Consider the following 20,166-nt stretch of genomic DNA (forward strand, 5'->3'; position numbering starts at 1 on the left):
CGGGTGGGCACAATGACCCGCATGGCTTCTCCAGCGCGCGTCGCGGTGATCGGGTCCGGCCCGGCGGGGATCTACGCCGCCGAAGCACTCGTCAAGCAGACCGGCGGGGACGTCCGGGTGGACGTGTTCGACCGGCTGCCGACCCCCTACGGACTGGTCCGCTACGGCGTCGCGCCCGACCACAAGTCGATCAAGTCGATCGCCCGGTACCTGCAGCGGGTGCTGGAGAACCCGGGCGTCCGGTTCTTCGGCTGCGTCGAGCTCGGCCGCGACCTCACCCGCGCCGACCTGCTGGACTGCTACGACGCCGTCATCTACTCCACCGGCGCGATGGTCGACCGGCACATGCGCGTCCCGGGCGAGGACCTGCCCGGCAGCATCGCCGCCACCGACTTCGTCAACTGGTACTGCGGGCACCCCGACGCCGCCGACCACGAGTTCGACCTGTCCGTGGAGGAGGTCGCGGTGATCGGCGTCGGGAACGTCGCCGTGGACGTGGTCCGGATCCTCGCCAAGACGGCCGGCGAGCTGCGCGAGACCGACGTCCCCGAGCAGGTCATCGAGGCGCTGTCGCGGAGCCGGGTCAGGCGCGTGCACATGATCGGGCGGCGCGGCCCGGCGCAGGCGAAGTTCACCACCAAGGAGGCCCGCGAACTCGGCGAGCTGCCGAACGCGACCATCCACGTCGACCCCGCCGACATGGACCTCGACCCGGCGAGCGCCGAGCTGGCCGAGAACGACCGGCACGTCCGCGGCAACATCAAGGTCCTGAACGGCTGGACGGGCGAGCCGGCCGCCGGCCGTCCCCGCCACATCGACGTGCGGTTCTGGCGCGCCCCCGCCGAGATCCTCGGCACCGACCGGGTCGAGGGCCTGCGGCTGGAGCGGACCCGGCTGGACGAGTCGGGCCGCGTCACCGGCACCGGCGAGTTCGAGACGCTCCCCGTCGGCATGGTGCTGCGGTCGGTCGGCTACCAGAGCGTCCCGCTGGAGGGCGTCCCGTTCGACGAGCGCTCCTTCGTCGTCCCGAACGAGGGCGGGCGGATCACCGGCCCGGACGGCGCGCCCGTCCCCCGCGAGTACGTCGCGGGCTGGATCAAGCGCGGGCCGACGGGCGTCGTCGGGACCAACAAGTCCGACGCCGCCGAGACCGTCCGCAACCTCCTGGACGATCTCGCCGGAGCCGAGACCGCGCCGAAGCACACGATCGAGGAGCTGCTGGAGTCGCGGGGCCTGCGCGTCGTCACCTACGACGACTGGCTCAAGCTGGACGCCGCCGAGATCGCGCTCGGCGAGAGCCTCGACCGCGGCGAGCGGGTCAAGCTGGCGCGCTGGGAGGCGATGACGTCCGCCTGCCGCGGCGAGTGATTGGTCCTCTGTAAAGATCCCGCCGAGAAACTAGTGACGGACATGTGACGCGGGCGCTACGGTGCGGCGTGTGACCGGTGGTCCAGAACTGTACGGGTTCCCTCCACCCGAGACGGTCCCCGACCTCAGGTGGCTGGGCCCCGACTACGTGTCCGTACTCGTGTACGACCTGACCCAGGGACTCCTGCGCCAGGATCCGCGCACGTCCGTCATGGGCGTGCGGTGCGAGGGCGAGCCCAGGCTCGACCCCTCGGTCGACCCCACGGGCGTCATCCGCGCGCACGACGCCTGCTTCCCGCTCCAGGTCTACGTCCAGGACGGCGCCGGGCGCCCCTGGTGCCTGCGCGGGCGATGGACGTACTCGGGACGCGAGCTCGGCACGTCCGCCGCGTCCATCACCCACTTCTGGCAGCTGCTCTCGGCCGAGGGCGCCTGACCCGTGGACGCCCGACCCGCGGGCGCCCGGCTCAGTCGGACGTCGCGGGCGCGTGCGTCTCCGTCGCGGTGATGCGGGAAACGTACTCGGTGAGGTCGCGGGCGAGGGCCTGCGGGGTGAGGCCGATGTCGGAGAGGATCTCGCCCCGGGACGCGTGGTCGAGGAACTCCTGCGGGATGCCGAACGTGCGGAGCGGGGCGTCCACCCCGGCGTCGCGCAGCAGCCGGGCCACGGCGTCGCCGACGGCGCCGGTGCGGCCGTTGTCCTCGGCGACGGCGACCATCGCGTGCTCGCGGGCGAGGTCGAGCAGCGCCGGGTCGAGCGGCTTCACCCAGCGCGGGTCGACGACCGTGACGCCGATGCCCTGCGCGGCGACCAGCTCGGCCGCCTCGACGGCCGGGGTCGCCATCGAGCCCGCCGCGACCAGCAGGACGCGGGTGCCGTTGGAGCCGTCGTGACGGGCCAGCACGTCCATCTCGCCGGCCTTGCCGATCGCCTCGATGTCCTCGGCGGCGGGGCCCTTCGGGTAGCGGATCGCGGTGGGGCCGTCGGAGACCGCGACGCACTCGCGCAGCAGCTCGCGCAGCCGGGCGCCGTCGCGCGGGACGGCGATCCGCATGCCCGGGACGAGCTGCAGGATCGACATGTCCCACATGCCGTTGTGGCTGGCGCCGTCGTCGCCGGTCACGCCGGAGCGGTCCAAGGCGAACGTGACCGGCTGCCGGTGCAGCGCGGTGTCCATGAGGACCTGGTCGAACGCGCGGTTGAGGAACGTCGCGTACACGGCCACGACCGGGTGCATGCCGGCCATCGCGAGGCCCGTCGCGGACGTGACGGCGTGCTGCTCGGCGATGCCGACGTCGAAGATGCGGTCCGGGAACGCCTCGGCGAACGGCGCGAGCCCGGTCGGGTAGAGCATCGCCGCGGTGATGCCGACGACGTCGCGGCGCTCCCGCCCGATCGCGACCATCTCCTCGCCGAACACCTTCGTCCAGGCGGGGCCGCCCTTCTTGGTGACGAACTTGCCGGTGGCGGGGTCGAACGCGCCGCCGCCGTGCATGCAGTCCTCGGTGTCGTTCTCGGCCGGGGCGTAGCCGCGCCCCTTGGTGGTGATGCAGTGCACGATGACCGGACGGCCGAACCCGCGGGCCCGGCGCAGGGCGCGCTCGACGGCGTCCGCGTCGTGGCCGTCGATCGGGCCGACGTACTTCATGCCGAGGTCCTCGAACATGGCCTGCGGCTGGAGGACGTCCTTGAGGCCCTTCTTGATGCCGTGCAGCGCCTCGTAGGTGAGATTCCCCACCACCGGGGCGCGCGGCACCGTCTTCTTGATGAGGTCGAGCGCGTTCTCGTAGCCCTGGGTGACGCGCAGGTCGGCCAGGTGGGAGGCCAGGCCGCCGATGGTCGGCGAGTACGACCGGCCGTTGTCGTTCACGACGATGATGACGGGACGGTCGACGCCGGCCGCGATGTTGTTCAGCGCCTCCCAGCACATGCCGCCGGTCAGCGCGCCGTCACCGACGACCGCGACGACGGCCCGGTCGTCCTCGCCGCGCAGCTGGAAAGCCTTGGCGAACCCGTCGGCGTACGACAGCGCGGTGGAGGCGTGCGAGTTCTCGATGATGTCGTGCTCGGACTCGGCCCGGCTCGGGTACCCCGACAGGCCGCCGCGCTTGCGCAGCAGGTCGAAGTCGTGGCGGCCGGTGAGCATCTTGTGCACGTAGGCCTGGTGGCCGGTGTCGAAGAGGATCTTGTCGTGCGGCGAGTCGAAGACCCGGTGCAGCGCGATCGTCAGTTCGACCGCGCCCAGGTTGGGCCCCAGGTGCCCGCCGGTCTTGGAGACCGCCTGGACGAGGAACTCGCGGATCTCCTCCGCGAGCCGAGGCAGTTGAGCGGCGTCCAGTCGTTTGAGGTCATCGGGACCTGTGATCGACTCCAGCAGGCTCACTCGTTTTCAACTCCTCCGTTGGAGACCGGGCTCCCCCGGCTCGGGCCGTTCCGAGTTTAATCCCGGTTCGCCCGCGACGCGCCGAAGGCCGTCCGCGCAGCGTGCGGGAAACGACATCCTCACCGTGCGTGATGGGGTAGGAAATGAGCATGGGCGTCGAAGAGATTGTGCTGCTCAACGCGGACGATGAGGCGATCGGGACCGCGCCGAAGAGTGATAGTCACCATAAAGACACGCCGTACCACCTGGCTTTCTCCTGCTATGTCACGGATACGGAGGGTCGCGTCCTGATCACGCAGCGCGCCCTGCGCAAGCGGACGTTCCCGGGCGTCTGGACGGGCAGCTGCTGCGGCCATCCCGGCCCCGGCGAGAAGCTCCGCGACGCCGTGCTGCGCCGGCTCCGCGACGAGCTGGGCATCCCCGAGGCGTCCCTCACGTCCGTCCTGCCCGGGTTCAAGTACCGGGCCGTCGCCGCCGACGGGACCGTCGAGCACGAGCGCTGCCCCGTGGTGCGCGCCACCGTCCCCGCGAACGGGGCCCTCGTCCCGGACCCCGAGGAGGTCGAGCACGCCGAGTGGTGGACGTGGGAGCGCTGCCTGGAGCTCGCCGGGCGGCCCGAGTCGTCGCCGTGGTACCGGCTCCAGCTCGCCGAGCTGGCACCGCTGGGCGCGCCGCGGGACTGGCCGGACGCCGGGCGGGCCGGGCTGCCGCCCGCGCTCGGCTGGTAGCCGGCCGGGCCGAACCCCGCTCGGCCGCAGCCGCCCGGCCGCCGGACGATCGGAACCCCGCATCACCGAAAGATCACATTGCGCCGCTCGGTGTTGACCGCCGCGCACGTCCGAGCGGACGCTTGGTCCGCGGGGTATCCGAAGGGACGAACGATGCGTATACGTGTTCCCCGGCGCCGCTGGACGGTCTTCGCGGCCGTTGCCATGACCGGCGCGCTGGCCATGTCGGGCTGCGGCGGCGACGGCGGCGAGGGGTCGGACGACAAATCCCAGGTCGAGGTCTTCTCCTGGTGGACCGGGCCCGGCGAGGCCGACGGGCTCGCCGCGATGCAGGCCGACTTCGAGAAGAAGAACCCCGGCACCAAGTTCGTCAACGCGGCCATCGCCGGCGGATCGGGCACGCAGGCCCAGGCCGTCCTCGCGAGCCGCCTGCAGAACCGCAAGCCGCCGGACTCCTTCCAGGGCCACGCGGGCGCCGAGCTGCTCGACTACATCAAGGCCGGGCAGATCGAGCCGCTGGACTCCTTCTACGAGGAGAACAACCTCAAGTCGGTGTACCCCCAGCAGCTCCTCGACCAGATCAGCTACAAGGGGAAGATCTACTCGGTGCCGGTGAACATCCACCGGTCGAACGTGCTCTGGTACAACCCGGACATCCTGAAGGACGCCGGGGTCGACGGGCCGCCGAAGACGATCGCCGAGTTCATCACCGCGCTGAAGGCCGTCAAGGACAAGACGAAGAAGGTCCCGCTGTCGCTCGGCGCGCAGTGGACGGCCGACCACCTGCTGGAGAACGTCCTGCTGGGCGACCTCGGCACCGACGGCTACAACGCGCTGTGGAAGCCGGGCGCCGACTGGAGCAGCCCGCAGGTCACCAAGGCGCTGAACGACTTCGCCGAGATCATGAAGTACACGACGCTGGAGGCCGCGTCCACCGACTGGCAGGGCGCCGCGAAGGCCGTCGTGGACGACAAGGCCGCGTTCAACATCATGGGCGACTGGGCGTACGGGTACTTCACCGGCAGCGCGCCCAACGGGCTCGGCAAGAAGCTCGACACCGACTTCAAGTACGCGCCGTCGCCCGGCACGGACGGCACCTACATGTGGCTGTCGGACAGCTTCACGCTGCCCAAGAACGCACCCCACCGCGGCGGTGCCATCGCGTGGCTGAAGGAGGTGTCCAGCAAGGAAGGGCAGGACCTCTTCAACCCGAAGAAGGGCTCGGTCCCCGCGCGCAAGGACGCCGACAAGTCCCTCTACAAGGGCTACCTCCAGTACGCGTTCGAGCAGTGGAACAAGCCGGACATCAAGCTGGCGGGCTCGTTCTGGCACGGCGTCAACGCCAGTAAGAAGCAGCACACCGACATCGACACGGCGGTGGGCCTCTTCCTGCAGAACAAAGACGTCGGCAAGCTGCAGCAGGGACTGGTCAACGCGGCCAAGAACAGCGGACAGTGAGGTTTCCCGGTTCTGGATGGGTCCGTAGGCGCAAGTGGCTCCCAGGGCTGCTGCTGGTCTCGCCGTCCATCGTCGCGATCGGCTTGTTCGTCTACGGGCTCATCTTCTGGAACACGCGCGTCGCACTGAGCGGCAAGCACGACGAGGTCTCCGAGTACGGGTTCGACAAGGGCAAGAACTTCGTCGACCTGTGGGACCAGCCCAGCTGGCCCGGCGCGGTCAGGCACGCCCTGCTGTTCACGGCGGTGTTCGTGATCGGCGCCCTGGTGCTCGGCGCCTTCCTGGCCTTCCTGATGGACAAGGGCATCAGGGGTGAGGCGTCCTTCCGCGTCATCTACCTGTTCCCGATGGCGGTGTCGTTCATCGCCAGCGGCGTCGTGTGGCGCTGGCTGATGAACCCGGCGCCGCCGCAGCGCGCGGTCGGCTTCAACCAGCTGTTCGACAAGCTGGGCCTGGGCGGGCTGTCGAACAGCTGGTGGCAGGACCCGGACTGGGGCATGGCGGCGATGGCGCTGCCGGCGATCTGGCAGATGTCCGGATACGTCATGGCCCTGTACCTGGCCGGGTTCCGCAGCGTCCCCGAGGACCTGCGGGAGGCGGCCCGGGTGGACGGCGCATCGGAGTGGAAGGTGTACCGGTACGTGGTGTTCCCGCAGCTCCGCCCGGTGACGCTGTCCGCGCTGATCATCCTCGGGCACATCTCGCTGAAGGTGTTCGACCTGATCATGGCGATCGCGGGCAAGCAGATCATCACCTACGTCCCGGCCGTCGCCACCTATGTCGAGATCTTCGACCGGCACGACCCCGCCAACGGCGCCACCATCGCGACGTACATGCTGGTCGCGGTGGCCGTCCTGGTGATCCCCTACCTGGTCTGGTCGGTACGTACGGAGCGGACGCGATGACGCACGTGGAGGCACCCCCGGCGCCGCTGTGGCGCCGGGTGACGAGCGGCCTGCGCGGCCGGAGGGACGGCGGCGGGGCGAAGCCGCCGGGCGGGTCCTCCCCCGCCTGGCGGGCCGTGAAGCTGGTCATCCTGCTGGCGTTCGTCCTGCTGTTCCTGATCCCGGTGTACGTGCTGGTGGTCACGAGCTTCAAGCCGCTGAGCGAGGCGGACCCGAGCAGCGCGTGGAGCCTGCCGGGAAGCTGGAGCGTGTCCGGCTGGAGCGCCGCGTGGGACACGCTGAGACCGGGCCTGGAGAACAGCGTCAAGATCGCCGTCTCCGGGTCGCTGATCTCGGCCGTGCTCGGCTCGCTGAACGGCTACGTGCTGTCGAAGTGGCGGTTCCCGGGCGCGGACGTCGTGTTCACGCTGTTCCTGTTCGGCATGTTCATCCCGTACCAGGCGGTCATGATCCCGCTGGCCGGGCTGCTGACCGACATGGAGCTGGTGGGGACGATCCGCGGCCTCGTGCTCGCCCACGTCGTGTACGGCATCCCGATCTGCACGCTGATCTTCCGGAACTACTACGTGACGATCCCGGACGAGCTGATCGAGGCGGCCCGCGTCGACGGCGCCGGGATGCTCCGCACGTACTGGTCGGTCGTGCTGCCGGTGTCGGCGCCGGCGTTCGCGGTGACGCTGATCTGGCAGTTCACCTCGATGTGGAACGACTTCCTGTTCGCTGTGTTCCTCGGCGCGCCCGACAGCTGGCCCGTCACGGTGATGCTGAACAACACGGCCGGTTCGGGCGCGGTGGCCGTCCAGTACAACCAGCAGATGGCGTCCGCGCTGCTGGCGTCCCTGCCGACGCTGCTGGTCTACCTGCTGCTCGGGAGGTTCTTCATGCGCGGCCTGATGGCCGGCGCTCTGAAGGGGTGAAAATCACACCGGACCGTCAACCGCACATCGATCTCAGACGTCACATGGATGATCAGACGAGTTCCGCGTGGGGGCCGGTACCCCCATGACGGACAACGACACGTTTCGCCCCGCCCGTTGGCAATTCCGGCAGGATGCGCCTAGCCTCTCGGGCATCGTCGTCCAGCCCGCCGGCATCCCCGCCGGCGGGTTCGGCGATCCCCCGGCGACGGAGGCGGGGCGAACACCGGAGGTGAGCGCGTGCAGGCGATGAGTGTTCAGCAGCCCTGGGCCTTCGCGATCGCGCGTGGGGGCAAGACCGTCTCCAACCAGGCGCTGCCGACCGCCTACCGCGGGCCGCTCCTCATCCACGCCTCGATGCGCGTCGACCTGAAGGCGTGCGACTCCCCGCTGATCCAGGCCGCCGGCTGGGATCCGCGCGACCCGCTCGCCACGATCGGCGCCGTCATCGCCGTCGCCGACCTCGGCCATGTCTGCTCGGCGGCCGTGCAGAACGCGTCCTGCGACTGCGGGCCCTGGGCGGCGCCCGGCGCGCACCACTGGCACCTGTCGGGCGTCCGGGCCCTGCCGCGCCCCATCGTGGCCGTGGGCCGCCAGGAGCTCTGGCAGCCGCACCCCAATTTGGTCGCCGAGGTGAACGCGATGTTCGCCGCCGCCCTCAACCGGCTCTGAGCGCCTCCGCCGCTTCGCGGAGGCGGCGAGACTCGGCGGCCATCCCGTCGAGCGTCCACGATGCGTTCAGGCCGCTTAGCGAACTGGGTGCAGCACCACAGCTCAGCCCGCGGCAACCCGCAGACGAGCGAACTCCTCAGCAATCTGCCCAAGCGTCCACGATGCGTTGAGGCCGCTCGGGTTGGGCAGCACCCACAGCCTGGCCGGGCCGAAGGTCTCGTCCTGGGGTCCGATCCGCGTCCGGGGGCGGCCGAAGGCGGTGCGGTAGGCGGTGACGCCGGCGACGGCCAGGTAGGACGGGCGGTGCCGTTCGACGAGCGCTTCGAGGCGGCGCCCGCCCTCGCGCAGTTCGGCGGCCGTCAGCTCGTCGGCACGGGCCGTGGTGCGGTGCGCCAGGTTGGTGATGCCCAGGCCGTAGCCGGGCAGGAGATCCTGCTCGGACGGGTCGAGCAGGCGGTCGGTGAAGCCGGACCGGTGCAGCGCGGGCCAGAAGCGGTTCCCCGGACGGGCGAAGTGGTGGCCCGTCGCCCCCGAGTAGAGGCCGGGGTTGATGCCGCTGAACAGGACGCGGAGCGTCCCGCCGTCCGGAGGCAGGACGTCGGGGATGACGCGGTCGCGGGCGGCCTCCAGGTCGGCCTTCGTGGGGCGCATCAGACCAGATTACGGACGATCAGCGTCACCGCGGACGCGCCGACGACGAGGAGGAGCGCCACGCGGAGGCGTCCGGCGTCGAGGTGGCGGCGCAGCGGTCCGGCGGCGGCGAACCCGGCGAGGACGAACGGGAGGAGCTCCAGCCCCGCGACGACCTGCCGCCCCGGGAGACGTCCCGCGAGGGCGAGCGTGCCGAGGGAGAGCAGCGCGCCCGCGATGAAGAAGACCGCCAGCGTGGCGCGGACGCGGGGGCCGCTCTCGTGCTGGTAGAGCAGCGCGACCGGCGGGCCGCCGATGCCGGACGCGGTGCCGGTCGCGCCGGACACGACCCCGGCGGTGGCGAGCGTCCGGCGGTTGCGCGGCACCTCGCGGGTCCACGCGGTCAGGGCGAGCGCGGCGAGGACGACGACGCCGATCACGATGCCGAGGACGCGCTCCGGGGCGGCCGCCACCAGCCACACGCCGAGCGGCGTCCCGGCGAGCCGGCCGCCGAACGCCCAGCCGAAGCCGCGCAGGTCGGCGTGCCCGCCCTCCTGGAGAAGGGTGGCGACGGGCAGGACGAGCGCGACCGTGAGGATCGCCCCGGGCATCAGCGAGGGGAACAGCATCGCCACGATCGGCGTCGCGACCAGCCCGACGCCGAGGCCGACGCTGCTCTGCACGATCGCGCCGGCCAGCGCGGCCAGCCCGCCGACCAGGAGGAAGTCGAGATGCGGCACGCCGCGTGACGCTACATCCCCACCTATCCGGTCTGAATGCCCACCATCGGGCGGGCGCGCACCGCCCCGCCGAAGGTGCCTGGCAGAATGCACGCGTGCTCACCGCCTGCCTCGCCTTCGCCGCCGCGGCCGCCCTAGTCACGATCACTCCCGGCCTCGACACGATGCTCGTCCTGCGCGCCACCGTGACGGGCGGGCGCCGGGCGGGCGGCCTCGCCGCGGCGGGCGTCGCGTCCGGCTGCCTCTGCTGGGCGCTGGCGAGCGCGGCCGGGCTCACCGCGCTGCTCGCCGCGTCCCGGGTCGCGTTCGACGTACTGCGCGCCGCCGGCGCCTGCTACCTGCTGTGGCTCGGCGCGCGGGCGCTCTGGAGGGCCCGCCGCGAGGCGACGTCCGCGATCGAGGCGCCGGACGCCGAGCTGTCCGGTCGCGCCGCGCTGCGCACGGGTTTCACCACCAACCTGCTCAACCCGAAGATCGGCGTCTTCTACATGAGCCTGCTCCCCCAGTTCGTCCCGGAGGGGGCGTCGATGTTCTGGACGAGCATGCTCTTCGCCGCGATCCACGCCCTCCAGGGCGTCCTGTGGTTCGCGCTGGTGGTGGGCGCCGCCGGCGCGGCCCGCCGCACCCTGGCCCGGCCGGCCGTCAAGCGCCGCGTCCAGCAGGTCACCGGCCTGGCGTTCATCGGCTTCGGCGTCCGCCTGGCCGTCGAACGCTGAGTCCCGCGGGTCAGGCTATGCGGACGCCGCAGTGAGGCGGTCCAGCTGGTCGCGGGTCAGGGTCGTCCGGGCTGCCTCGATGAGCGGCGGGAGTTGGTCGAGGGTCCGCGCGCTCGCGATGGGCGCGGCGACGGTCGGCCGGGCGGCGAGCACGCGAGCGCCACGGTCGCGACGGCGGTGCCCTGCTCCTCGGCGACGAGGTCGAGCGCGGCCAGGACCCTGCGCCCGCGCTCGGTGTCCAGGTGCTTGCCGGCGCGGCCGGCGCGCGCGCTGCGCACCGTCGTCCCGGGACGGTACTTGCCGGTCAGGAAGCCCGACGCGAGGCCGTAGTAGGGGACGGCGGCCAGCCCGAACCGTTCGGCGAGGTCGCGTGGGGTGAGGAAACGGCGACGGGCCGGCCCCCGTCCGGGGGAGCCGGCCCGTCGCCGTCGCCGCGGCCTACTTGCGGAGCAGGTTGCGGAGGACGTACTGGAGAATGCCGCCGTTGCGGTAGTAGTCCGCCTCACCTGGGGTGTCGATGCGGACGGTGGCGGTGAACTCCTTGCCGTCGGCCTTGACCGTGACCTCGTCCGGGACGCCGCCCTCGTTCAGCGCGGTGACGCCGGTGATGTCGAACGTCTCGGTGCCGGTGAGGCCGAGGGACTCGGCGGACTCGCCGTCCTTGAACTGCAGCGGCAGGACGCCGAGGCCGATCAGGTTGGAGCGGTGGATGCGCTCGTAGGACTGGGCGATGACGGCGCGGACGCCGAGCAGCGCGGTGCCCTTCGCCGCCCAGTCGCGGGACGAGCCGGAGCCGTACTCCTTGCCGGCGATGACCACGAGCGGGGTGCCCTGCGCGGCGTAGTTCTGCGCGGCGTCGTAGATGAACGCCTGCGGGGCACCGTCCTGGGTGAAGTCGCGGGTGTAGCCGCCCTCGACATCGTCCAGGAGCTGGTTGCGGAGCCGGATGTTGGCGAACGTCCCGCGGATCATGACCTCGTGGTTGCCGCGGCGCGAGCCGTAGGAGTTGAAGTCCTTGACCGCGACGCCGTTGTCCTGGAGGTACTGCGCGGCGGGGGTGCCCACCTTGATGGACCCGGCCGGGGAGATGTGGTCGGTGGTGACCGAGTCGCCCAGCTTCGCCAGGACGCGGGCGCCGTGGATGTCGGCGACCGGCTCCGGCTCGGCGCCCATGCCGTCGAAGTACGGGGCCTTGCGGACGTAGGTGGACGCGGCGTCCCACTCGAACAGGTCGCCGGTCGGGATGTCGAGGCCGGTCCAGCGCTCGTCGCCCTTGAAGACGTCGGCGTAGCTCTCGGCGAACATCTCCTGCCCGATGGACGACTCGACGATCGCGGCGACCTCGTCCGGCGCGGGCCAGATGTCGCGCAGGTGCACGGGCCCGTCCGCGCCCTCGGCGATCGGGTCGTTGAGGATGTCGACGTCCATCGTCCCGGCGAGCGCGTAGGCGATGACCAGCGGCGGCGACGCCAGGTAGTTCATCTTCACGTCGGGGCTGATGCGGCCCTCGAAGTTGCGGTTGCCGGACAGCACCGCGGTGACCGCCAGGTCGTTGTCGTTGACGGCCTGGGAGATCTCCGGCTGCAGCGGGCCGGTGTTGCCGATGCAGGTGGTGCAGCCGTACCCGACCAGGTTGAAGCCGATCTTGTCGAGGTACGGGGTGAGGCCGGCGCGCTCCAGGTAGTCGGTGACGACCTGGGATCCGGGCGCGAGCGACGTCTTGACCCACGGCTTGCGGGTCAGGCCCTTCTCGACCGCGTTCTTGGCCAGCAGCGCGGCCCCGACCATCACGTACGGGTTGGACGTGTTGGTGCAGGACGTGATCGCGGCGACGGCGACGTGCCCGTGGTCGATCTCGAACGTCGTCCCGTCCTCCAGCGTGACCGGGACGCGGTTGTGCGGGCGGCTCGCACCGTTCGTCCGGTGCTCGCGCGGCTTGTCGCCCTCGCCGCCGCGGCCGATCGCCGGGGAGTCGGACGCGGGGAACGACTCGTTGGACGCCTCGTCCGCCGGTCCCTGCACGCTGCTCGCGTAGTTCTGCACGTCCCGGCGCCAGGTCTCCTTGGCCTCCGACAGCGCGATGCGGTCCTGCGGGCGCTTCGGGCCCGCCAGCGAGGGGACGACCGTCGCGAGGTCCAGCTCCATGTACTCGGAGAACTCGGGCTCCACCGAGGGGTCGAGCCACAGGCCCTGCGCCTTGGCGTACGCCTCGACGAGCGCGATCTGCTCCTCGTCCCGTCCGGTGAGCCGCAGGTACGACAGGGTCTCGTCGTCGATGGGGAAGATCGCGCAGGTGGAGCCGAACTCGGGGCTCATGTTGCCGATCGTGGCGCGGTTGGCCAGCGGCAGCGCGTGCACGCCCTCGCCGTAGAACTCGACGAACTTGCCGACCACCCCGTGCTCGCGGAGCATCTCGGTGATGGTGAGCACCAGGTCCGTCGCCGTCGTCCCGGCGGGCAGCTCACCGGTCAGTTTGAAGCCGACCACGCGCGGGATGAGCATCGAGATCGGCTGGCCGAGCATCGCGGCCTCCGCCTCGATGCCGCCGACGCCCCACCCGAGCACGCCGATGCCGTTCTCCATCGTCGTGTGGGAGTCGGTGCCCACGCACGTGTCGGGGTAGGCCACGCCGTTCCGGTCGAACACCACGCGCGCGAGGTGCTCGATGTTCACCTGGTGCACGATGCCGGTGCCGGGCGGGACGACCTTGAACTCGTCGAACGCCGTCTGGCCCCACCGCAGGAACTGGTACCGCTCCCTGTTGCGCTCGTACTCCCGCTGGACGTTGCGCTCGAACGCGTCCGGCGAACCGAAATAGTCGACGATCACCGAGTGGTCGATCACCATCTCGGCCGGCGCCAGCGGGTTGATCTTGGACGGGTCGCCGCCCAGGTCCCGCACCGCCTCGCGCATCGTCGCCAGGTCCACCACGCACGGCACGCCGGTGAAGTCCTGCATGATCACCCGGGCGGGGGTGAACTGGATCTCCTTGCTCGGCTGCGCCGTGGGGTCCCACTGGGCCAGCGCCTGGATGTGCTCGGCGGTGACGTTCGCGCCGTCCTCGGTGCGCAGCAGGTTCTCCAGCAGCACCTTCAGGCTGTACGGGAGACGGGCCGCGCCCTCGACGGCGTCCAGCCGGTAGATGTCGTACGACCTGTCGCCAACCTGCAGCTTGTCACGGCTGCCGAAGCTGTTCGCGGACACGGACTCCTCCTCAGTCGCCACCGCGCGTCCGGTCCGGGACATGAGCGCGCGGCGCTCGTCTTGTTTCCTCGATGGGCCCTCCGCCCCGGGGGCCGCGGCGGTCGGCGCGCGGCGGGGCGGGTGCTCGTCCTCCTTGATCCTGCCCTAGTCGGCCTTCTCACCGGGAATCAGGCCCGCCTAACTTCCGCCGCTTTTCTCTCGACGTCAAGCTATCTCCACTTTATCTCGACATCGAGCTACTTGAGCGCCCGGCGGACCCGCTCGGGCACGGGCGACGGCTCGTACCCACCCGGCGTGACGCTGACCAGCACCAACTCCCCCACCCCAAGGGCACGGTCACCGACACTGAGCCCGATGCGGACATCGAACGAGGTGCGCCCCCACCGCGTGACCGCCGGCCGCAGTTCGACGACCTCGCGCACACGAGCCGGAGAGTCCCACTCCATACCGGCCTTCTTCACCGCGTAGTCGAACCCGTCGAGGTACTCCTCGCCGAGCGCGTGCTGGAGCCACATGTCCATGGCGTCGTCGATGTAGGCGAAGTAGTTGGCGTTGAACACCACCCCCTGCATGTCGCAGTCGGCGTACCGAACCCGAACGCGATGCACGAACCCGAAATCCCCATCCTTCTCACCCATGCGGCCACGCTAGCGCCGGACTCAGCGACGAAGCCTCGCCCACGCAACCATCCCTCCCTCGGTCGCCACCGCCGCCACACTGATCGAAATGAGATGGCGCCTAACCAGCGTCTCTGGCCACCCACCGTGGTTTGGAACTCGGCGGGAGCGGTTCTTTCTAAGGGACCAGTTGGTGCAACCGGGATGGTTTGCGCGTCACCTTCATGAGATCGCTAGCCTCATGGCATGGCGGTGGCCCGACCAGCCTGCGATCGTGGATGGCTTGCTCACTGCGCCCAACGAGCTGCGGGCGGCCGTGGCAGACGCATCACTTCTCGCCTAACGCTGCCCCCGCTGACCGAGCAGCAGGAAGGCGCGTTCGCCGCCCGGGACCTCATGCACCTACCGCAGGATGCGCGCACCGATGATGGCGGTCCGGGTTCTAGGGCGCGCAGTGCGAGGTGGCCGGGCGCGAAGAAGGCACGGGCCGAGATCTCGAACGCCAAGGACAAGGACCACCTCACTTGGTGAGCAAGCGCCGCCGTCGGCAGCTTGAGAGATCGTGATCGACAGCTCGTGAATCTTGCTTACGCTCCGATCTTGTCGGTGATGATCTCTAACATGGGTCCGGCTTCAAGAAATCGTCGACATGGGGACCTGTTCATGGACCGCGCTCTCGTCAAGATCATTGATGGCCCGTTCGCCGACTTCGAGGGTGAGGTCGTCTCCGGCGACAGGGACAAGGTGCTGGTGCGGTTGACGATATTCGGCCGGGAAACAACGGTGGATATCCGCCGTGACCAGTTGGAGACCCCGATGGGGATCGAAGCACTGCGGCGGCTGGGAGAGCGAGACGAAGACATCGTCGCGCTGCTGCGGAGCCGGATCACTGAACAGCACGACGACTTGGCCAAGGTGCAAAGTTTCGATTTCTTCCTCAAACGAGTTGATAAACCGGAAGATGACCTGGTCGCGGAATGGGATGCCTACGTCACGTGCCGCGCCGAAGCGGAGATCCGTGCCGAGGGGCTAAAGGTGACCGCGCTGAAGCGGTTCGATGAGGAAGTGGCGTTCTTGCCGGTCGACGAGGCGACCGCGCGCGTCGAGGGCGACCCTGAAAACTGGCTTCCCGCGGACGCCGTCAGGCAACGGCGGCGCTCGCAGTATCCAGATCCCGAAGGCTCCGACCCGGAGTCGCGGCTGCTGGCGGTGATCTCCGGAGAAGCTCCTCCTCCACCGTCGCCGATGGAGCAGGCCATGGAGCGGCGAATCCGTGCGCGGTCGGCTGCGGATATGCGGGATTACACGGTATGGAGGACCTCCGTCCGGCCTCCAGGACAGCACGCGCAAGCCCGGTCAGACGCTTTGGCCCAGGTAGAACGGGAACGGGCAGCGATCGAGGAGCGGTTCGCCCGGGACTGGGGCGTGGAGCTACCGGATTCGATCTTCCGGTTCTGGGCGTTCCTCCAAGCCTGCGGGCCGATCGAGCGGCAAGCTCTGGACGATCTGGAGCTGTGCCCCTTCGGGATCATGGACCTGTTCGACGCACCCGCGCACCGACCTCGTGACGGCATCGACGTGCGCGTGCACGGCCGCTACTACCGTGATCCGCCGGAGTTCCTCACGTTCATGCACGGCGGCACCGACGGGCTGCACTTCGGCCTGTGGTTCGACGACGGCCGCACCTGCGATGGAGTCACCGCCTATTACAACAATGACGGCGGCGGCGTGGGCCTCCCCAGCGGCACCCCACTCGAAGCCGTACGAGCGACCCTCGAAGTGCACTGGCACCACGTGAACGACCCGGCGTACATCGGCGAAGACGACGACACCAGGCCCTACGAAACGGAGCTGGCCGAAAGACGACACCGAATCCGGCTGCTCCGCGAATTCCTGATGACCTTCGAAACCGGCGACCATCCCGAGGAAGGCGAAGAGTACGACGATGCCACCAAGATCTCCCAGGCGATCCTGGACCACGGAGACCCGAACCGGATCCAGACCCTGGACGGCGGTGGCGCGCTCGTCCACGGCGAGACCGCCATCGACCGCAAGAGACAGAAACCCTACGACGACTACGAATTCTGCACGAACCTAAGAAGGGAGCTGACCGAAGACCCTGCCGCCCTCGAAACACACCTTGCAGAGGCCCGCAGGCGCTGCGCCGCCGGGAACCCCGCCGACGCTCTCACTCTCGGCCGTGACCTGCACTGGATAAGCGGAGGCGATGCGAAGCTTGAACGCCACGCCAACGAACTTCTCGTCTCCGCCTACAACACCCTCGGCCGCCCCAACCTCGCCGCAATCGCCGGAGCCCACCACCGCCACCGCGGTCTCCCCCAAGTCAGCGTTCTTCGAGACCACTGAGCCCGGGGGTATCTCTTCTAGCGTGGAAATGATCTTGGTAAGTAGATGATCGACAGAGAGACCATCCATCGAATTCGGGGGATTCGGAGCCATGACCGTGATCGAGGGAGATGGGAGTGTCGCCCGGTCTGGGGCCGGTGCGGGTGGGATGGTGCCGATGCCGGCCGGGAGCCGGGATGTGCCGATCCGGGAACTGCTGAGCGATGAGGTGCTGGACCTGCTGGCCGAGCGTTCCCGCGACGAGGCGGGCAGCTGCGTGTGACCGGCGAGGGGTCGATGCTCGGCGAGCTGGTCAAGGCCGTCCTGGAGCGGGCGTTGGAGGGCGAGTTGACCGCGCACCTGGGGCTATGACAAGCACGACAATTCGGGCAATTCCCGCAACGGGCGTGGCAAGGGCAAAACGGTGCAGACCAGGGTCGGCCCCGTCCGGTTGTCGGTGCCGCGGGACCGGGCCGGGACGTTCGAGCCGGTGCTGGTGCCCAAGCGGGCCGAGCGCATCGCCGGCGGCCTGGACGACATGATCATCAGCCTGTCTGCGCACGGCATGAGCGTGCGCGACATCCTGCACCACCTCAGGCAGGTGAATGGCACCGAACTGTCGCACGAGCAGGTCTCCCGCATCACCGACCAGGTGATGGACGAGGTCAAGGCATGGCAGACGCGTCCGCTGGACCCGACCTGGGCCGTGGTGTTCCTGGACGCGATCGTGGTGAAGGTGCGCGACAACCATGTGGTGCAGAACAAGCACCCGACCCGTCCGCAAAAGCCCGCGGGCACTTCCCCACCGACGACGCCGTGGTCAAGCTACTCTGGCTGGCCATCATCAACATCGAGGACAAACGCGCCCGCGAACGCGCCGTCAAACGCCACAACGGCGACGAGCACGCCTTCGCACCCGCACGCCTCGTCGAGGGACAACGCGCCGCCGGATGGCGCGAAGCACTCAACGAACTCGCCGAGGCCTATCCAGGACGCATCAGGTAAAGCCGACTTCACCGTCTGCCTGCAAGGTCTTCCACACCTGAAGTGGCTCCGCATGCGCTGCGTGAATCACTGGCGGTCGGGGCGCATGATGTGCCAGGCGCCGGAGGGCGTGACCCAGATGAGCAGGCCGGGCCAGATTTGGAAGAGCTTCCAGTCGGGACGCTGCTTGAGCCTGTGGTGGCGTCTGCACAGGGGAGCCAGGTTGCAGCGGCAGGTGATGCCGGGCTGCCAGGGCACGGTGTGGTCGAGGTCGCAGCGGTGCGAAGGCTGGTTGCAGGTAGGGAAAACGCAGGTCGCGTGCCGCGCCTCGACCTCCCGGCGCATCCGGGCGGGCGGGCGATACCCGGGGCGTCCGTGAGTCAACTCCTCGCCTTGGCAGGCCAGGTCACGAGCAGCGGCAAGTCGGTGGTGAATGCGCTGCGCGGCCCGTCCGACGGCCAGTTGCCTGTCTTGGGGACGAACCCTTCCGCGTGCTTCGACAAGAAGCTCATCGGCGATGTTCGCGAGTGACGCCAACTCCGCATCGACCCTGGCGCGGTCGGTATCGCCACCGCCTTCGCAACACTCGTGGCCACTCCTGTGACCGGCAAGGGCCTCCCCCGCTCCGGCAGCCTGCGTGCCGACTGCGTACGCCTTGGTGAGGAGGTCGCGGGTGGCGTCGGGAAGCTGGACGCCTTGTAGGAGTCGGGTGGCCAGGTCTGCACGAATGGCGTGGAGAGTACGCGTATCACCGTCGGCCTTGAGACCGTGAGCGACAGCAGTGATCTTGTTGTAGATCGCGTGAGCATCTTCGACGGCCAGATCGCACAGCGCCAGGTCGGCCGTTCCGGACGGGTTCTCCCACAACTCCATCCGTCGCCTACGCACCGCCTCCCGCTTGCGTTCTTCGATCGACTCGGGTGCCAGCCGTTGCGCGATGCGCTTGATGCGGCGGCGCAATTGCCCCGTGGTTTGGTCGGACGCCCTCTCCAGTGCAGCGGCCTCGACCAATTCGGTGGCGTGATCGGGAAGGTCGTCGGTAACGTCGCAGATAACGCGGGCTCGGGCCAGGTCGATCCGCCCGGCTTCCAGTGCCGCGCCGGTCGCGGCCAGCGGCCGGTGAGACGTTCGGCCAAGTGCACCAAAGTGGCGGCGGAGTTGCTGGTGATCGTTAGAGCCGCAGCGACCTCTTCGGTGACCGACTCCTGCGCGGACAGAATTCAATAGTCGAGATCCCCGACATCCTCCGCTGCGATGCGACGCCGGTGAAGCTCGGCGATGGCGGCCAATTCCGAGGCCTGCGCCCACGAGGCATGGCGGCGAGCCGCTTGAGCGACCTCAAGAAGTTCATCTTCACTGAGGTCACCAAGACGCTCTCTTCGCTCAGGAAGTCGGGCGGCAGGCAGGTCCGACGCCCGCACTCCACCTTCACGCCTCTGATCGGCAATTACAACGGGCATCGACAACATTTTCACCCCCACCCTGGACTCTTTTAATTCTACGCCACGATTCCATCAACAGGGCTCGACAATACAGACATGCCACGCCAACATCACATCTTTCTTTGATTTTCTTTAATCGATGACTCGCGACCGAGTCAAGAGAAAGCACTTTCGTAGTGCCCCCTGGCCCTCCAATGGCAAGTAAGGCGGTGGCCGCCTGTATACTTCGGCACCTGCAAGATCACGCTATTGCTGGAGTTCTAGGAAATGGGATACACCCATTACTATAGGTACGCGCCTTCCGACCCGGCGTTCCGTAGCGCGTGGCCGCGCATTGTCGCCGACGCCCGCCGCATCGTGGAACGCGTAGGGGCCGGCGGTATCCTCCTCAACGACATCCCCGATGACCTTCCGCCCGTGACCGATGAGCGCATCCTGTTCACCGGCAGCGTCGCAGACGAACTCGATGGCGAACCGCTCGAAATACGCCCCACGGCCGATCACCCGCAGCCCTTCCAGTATGACCCGCCGAGGAGCATCCGGACCTTCTGCAAGACTAACCGTCACCCCTATGACCTGGCGGTATGCGCAGTGCTGCTGCGCTGCCACATGCTTGCTCCCGAGGCGTTCTACATCGACAGCGACGGCGAATGGGACGACGAATGGGCCAACGGCGCCACGAAACCACCCCCTTTGGGCCTGAGCCCTCGCGCCCTGGTCGCAGAACTCTTCGGAGACGTCCCGACCGCCAACCCCTTCACCCCGACCTGACCAAACAATCCACTCAGCAACGCTAAGGCTCACGACTTACTGATGTCTGGCCGCGCGAAGCGCGGCAAAGACAGGATCACGCACCAACCCGACACGGTAAATCCCGACCTCAACCCAGCGACCTCAATTAACGTGACAGCAACCGGCAACAAGACAAGCGAGCGCACCCACCTACGGAAGGCACTTCAGTCGTCCACAGACCGGCACCACACGAAACCGATAAGAGAGGCCCCAGCCGCGCGACCACCTCGACGGGCTGGGCCGCTCGCCGGGAAGCACCGCGA

17 protein-coding genes and 2 pseudogenes are annotated in these 20,166 nt (G+C 69.1%); 12 read left to right on the top strand and 7 right to left on the bottom strand.

Annotation, left to right across the window (positions count from 1 at the left end):
- The first annotated feature begins 12 nt into the window (after positions 1-12).
- Together K8Z49_RS12860 and K8Z49_RS12865 are read left to right on the top strand one after the other, a co-directional pair.
- Positions 13-1,368, top strand: a complete 1,356-nt coding sequence (locus K8Z49_RS12860) for an FAD-dependent oxidoreductase (RefSeq protein WP_033334162.1) — start codon at positions 13-15, stop codon at positions 1,366-1,368.
- A 70-nt stretch (positions 1,369-1,438) separates the two neighbouring features.
- Positions 1,439-1,804: a hypothetical protein gene (locus tag K8Z49_RS12865; RefSeq protein ID WP_021598810.1), complete on the top strand. Its 366-nt coding sequence runs from the start codon at positions 1,439-1,441 to the stop codon at positions 1,802-1,804.
- Between the two features lie 31 nt (positions 1,805-1,835).
- Here the strand turns inward: K8Z49_RS12865 and dxs are convergent, their stop codons facing one another.
- On the bottom strand, positions 1,836-3,752 hold the full coding sequence (gene dxs / locus K8Z49_RS12870; RefSeq protein WP_024936647.1) for a 1-deoxy-D-xylulose-5-phosphate synthase: 1,917 nt from the start codon (positions 3,750-3,752) through the stop codon (positions 1,836-1,838).
- Between the two features lie 149 nt (positions 3,753-3,901).
- Between dxs and idi the strand changes: the two genes are divergently transcribed.
- The 5 genes from idi to K8Z49_RS12895 all read left to right on the top strand — a co-directional run bounded on the left by idi (position 3,902) and on the right by K8Z49_RS12895 (position 8,432).
- Positions 3,902-4,480 carry an isopentenyl-diphosphate Delta-isomerase gene (gene idi / locus K8Z49_RS12875; RefSeq protein ID WP_024936648.1) on the top strand — a complete coding sequence of 193 codons (579 nt, stop codon included), beginning with the start codon at positions 3,902-3,904 and terminating at the stop codon, positions 4,478-4,480.
- 153 nt (positions 4,481-4,633) lie between these two features.
- Positions 4,634-5,938, top strand: coding sequence for an ABC transporter substrate-binding protein (locus K8Z49_RS12880; RefSeq protein WP_235206586.1), 1,305 nt, complete (start codon positions 4,634-4,636; stop codon positions 5,936-5,938).
- Positions 5,935-6,843 (top strand): carbohydrate ABC transporter permease, encoded by a 909-nt coding sequence (locus K8Z49_RS12885; protein ID WP_021596224.1) that lies wholly within the window; start codon positions 5,935-5,937, stop codon positions 6,841-6,843. The genes K8Z49_RS12880 and K8Z49_RS12885 overlap by 4 nt, the downstream gene beginning before the upstream one ends.
- A complete protein-coding gene (locus tag K8Z49_RS12890; protein WP_021596223.1) occupies positions 6,840-7,760 on the top strand; it encodes a carbohydrate ABC transporter permease in 921 nt (306 codons plus the stop codon). Before K8Z49_RS12885 ends, K8Z49_RS12890 begins: the two co-directional genes overlap by 4 nt.
- A 249-nt stretch (positions 7,761-8,009) precedes the next feature.
- Complete coding sequence (locus tag K8Z49_RS12895; RefSeq protein ID WP_235206587.1) at positions 8,010-8,432, top strand: hypothetical protein; 423 nt, start codon at positions 8,010-8,012, stop codon at positions 8,430-8,432.
- A 102-nt stretch (positions 8,433-8,534) separates the two neighbouring features.
- Here the strand turns inward: K8Z49_RS12895 and mug are convergent, their stop codons facing one another.
- Both mug and K8Z49_RS12905 read right to left on the bottom strand, forming a co-directional pair.
- Entirely contained in the window at positions 8,535-9,083 is a 549-nt protein-coding gene (mug, locus tag K8Z49_RS12900; protein WP_021596221.1) for a G/U mismatch-specific DNA glycosylase, read from the bottom strand.
- Positions 9,083-9,802: a sulfite exporter TauE/SafE family protein gene (locus K8Z49_RS12905; RefSeq protein ID WP_021596220.1), complete on the bottom strand. Its 720-nt coding sequence runs from the start codon at positions 9,800-9,802 to the stop codon at positions 9,083-9,085. The genes mug and K8Z49_RS12905 overlap by 1 nt, the downstream gene beginning before the upstream one ends.
- Before the next feature lie 95 nt (positions 9,803-9,897).
- Between K8Z49_RS12905 and K8Z49_RS12910 the strand changes: the two genes are divergently transcribed.
- Positions 9,898-10,518 (top strand): LysE family translocator, encoded by a 621-nt coding sequence (locus tag K8Z49_RS12910; protein WP_412518925.1) that lies wholly within the window; start codon positions 9,898-9,900, stop codon positions 10,516-10,518.
- Between the two features lie 56 nt (positions 10,519-10,574).
- Here K8Z49_RS12910 and K8Z49_RS12915 read toward each other — a convergent pair whose 3' ends face one another.
- From K8Z49_RS12915 to K8Z49_RS12925, 3 genes are all read right to left on the bottom strand, one after another.
- Positions 10,575-10,796, bottom strand: coding sequence for a hypothetical protein (locus tag K8Z49_RS12915; protein WP_412518927.1), 222 nt, complete (start codon positions 10,794-10,796; stop codon positions 10,575-10,577).
- A gap of 160 nt (positions 10,797-10,956) precedes the next feature.
- Positions 10,957-13,722: an aconitate hydratase gene (locus tag K8Z49_RS12920; protein WP_412518929.1), complete on the bottom strand. Its 2,766-nt coding sequence runs from the start codon at positions 13,720-13,722 to the stop codon at positions 10,957-10,959.
- Between the two features lie 236 nt (positions 13,723-13,958).
- Positions 13,959-14,360, bottom strand: coding sequence for an acyl-CoA thioesterase (locus tag K8Z49_RS12925; RefSeq protein ID WP_412518931.1), 402 nt, complete (start codon positions 14,358-14,360; stop codon positions 13,959-13,961).
- Between the two features lie 642 nt (positions 14,361-15,002).
- Here K8Z49_RS12925 and K8Z49_RS12930 point away from each other — a divergent pair.
- The 3 genes and pseudogenes from K8Z49_RS12930 to K8Z49_RS12940 all read left to right on the top strand — a co-directional run bounded on the left by K8Z49_RS12930 (position 15,003) and on the right by K8Z49_RS12940 (position 18,200).
- Positions 15,003-16,706 (top strand): hypothetical protein, encoded by a 1,704-nt coding sequence (locus K8Z49_RS12930; RefSeq protein ID WP_412518933.1) that lies wholly within the window; start codon positions 15,003-15,005, stop codon positions 16,704-16,706.
- 91 nt (positions 16,707-16,797) lie between these two features.
- A pseudogene (locus K8Z49_RS12935) lies at positions 16,798-17,690 on the top strand (transposase).
- A 354-nt stretch (positions 17,691-18,044) separates the two neighbouring features.
- On the top strand, positions 18,045-18,200 hold the full coding sequence (locus K8Z49_RS12940; RefSeq protein WP_412521356.1) for a hypothetical protein: 156 nt from the start codon (positions 18,045-18,047) through the stop codon (positions 18,198-18,200).
- A gap of 231 nt (positions 18,201-18,431) precedes the next feature.
- Here the strand turns inward: K8Z49_RS12940 and K8Z49_RS12945 are convergent.
- Positions 18,432-18,977: pseudogene (locus K8Z49_RS12945) on the bottom strand (DUF222 domain-containing protein); the annotation flags it as partial.
- Between the two features lie 401 nt (positions 18,978-19,378).
- Here K8Z49_RS12945 and K8Z49_RS12950 point away from each other — a divergent pair.
- Positions 19,379-19,882: a hypothetical protein gene (locus tag K8Z49_RS12950; RefSeq protein WP_412518935.1), complete on the top strand. Its 504-nt coding sequence runs from the start codon at positions 19,379-19,381 to the stop codon at positions 19,880-19,882.
- Positions 19,883-20,166 lie beyond the last annotated feature (284 nt).

This window comes from Actinomadura madurae (assembly GCF_047130825.1).
GTDB lineage: Bacteria > Actinomycetota > Actinomycetes > Streptosporangiales > Streptosporangiaceae > Spirillospora > Spirillospora madurae.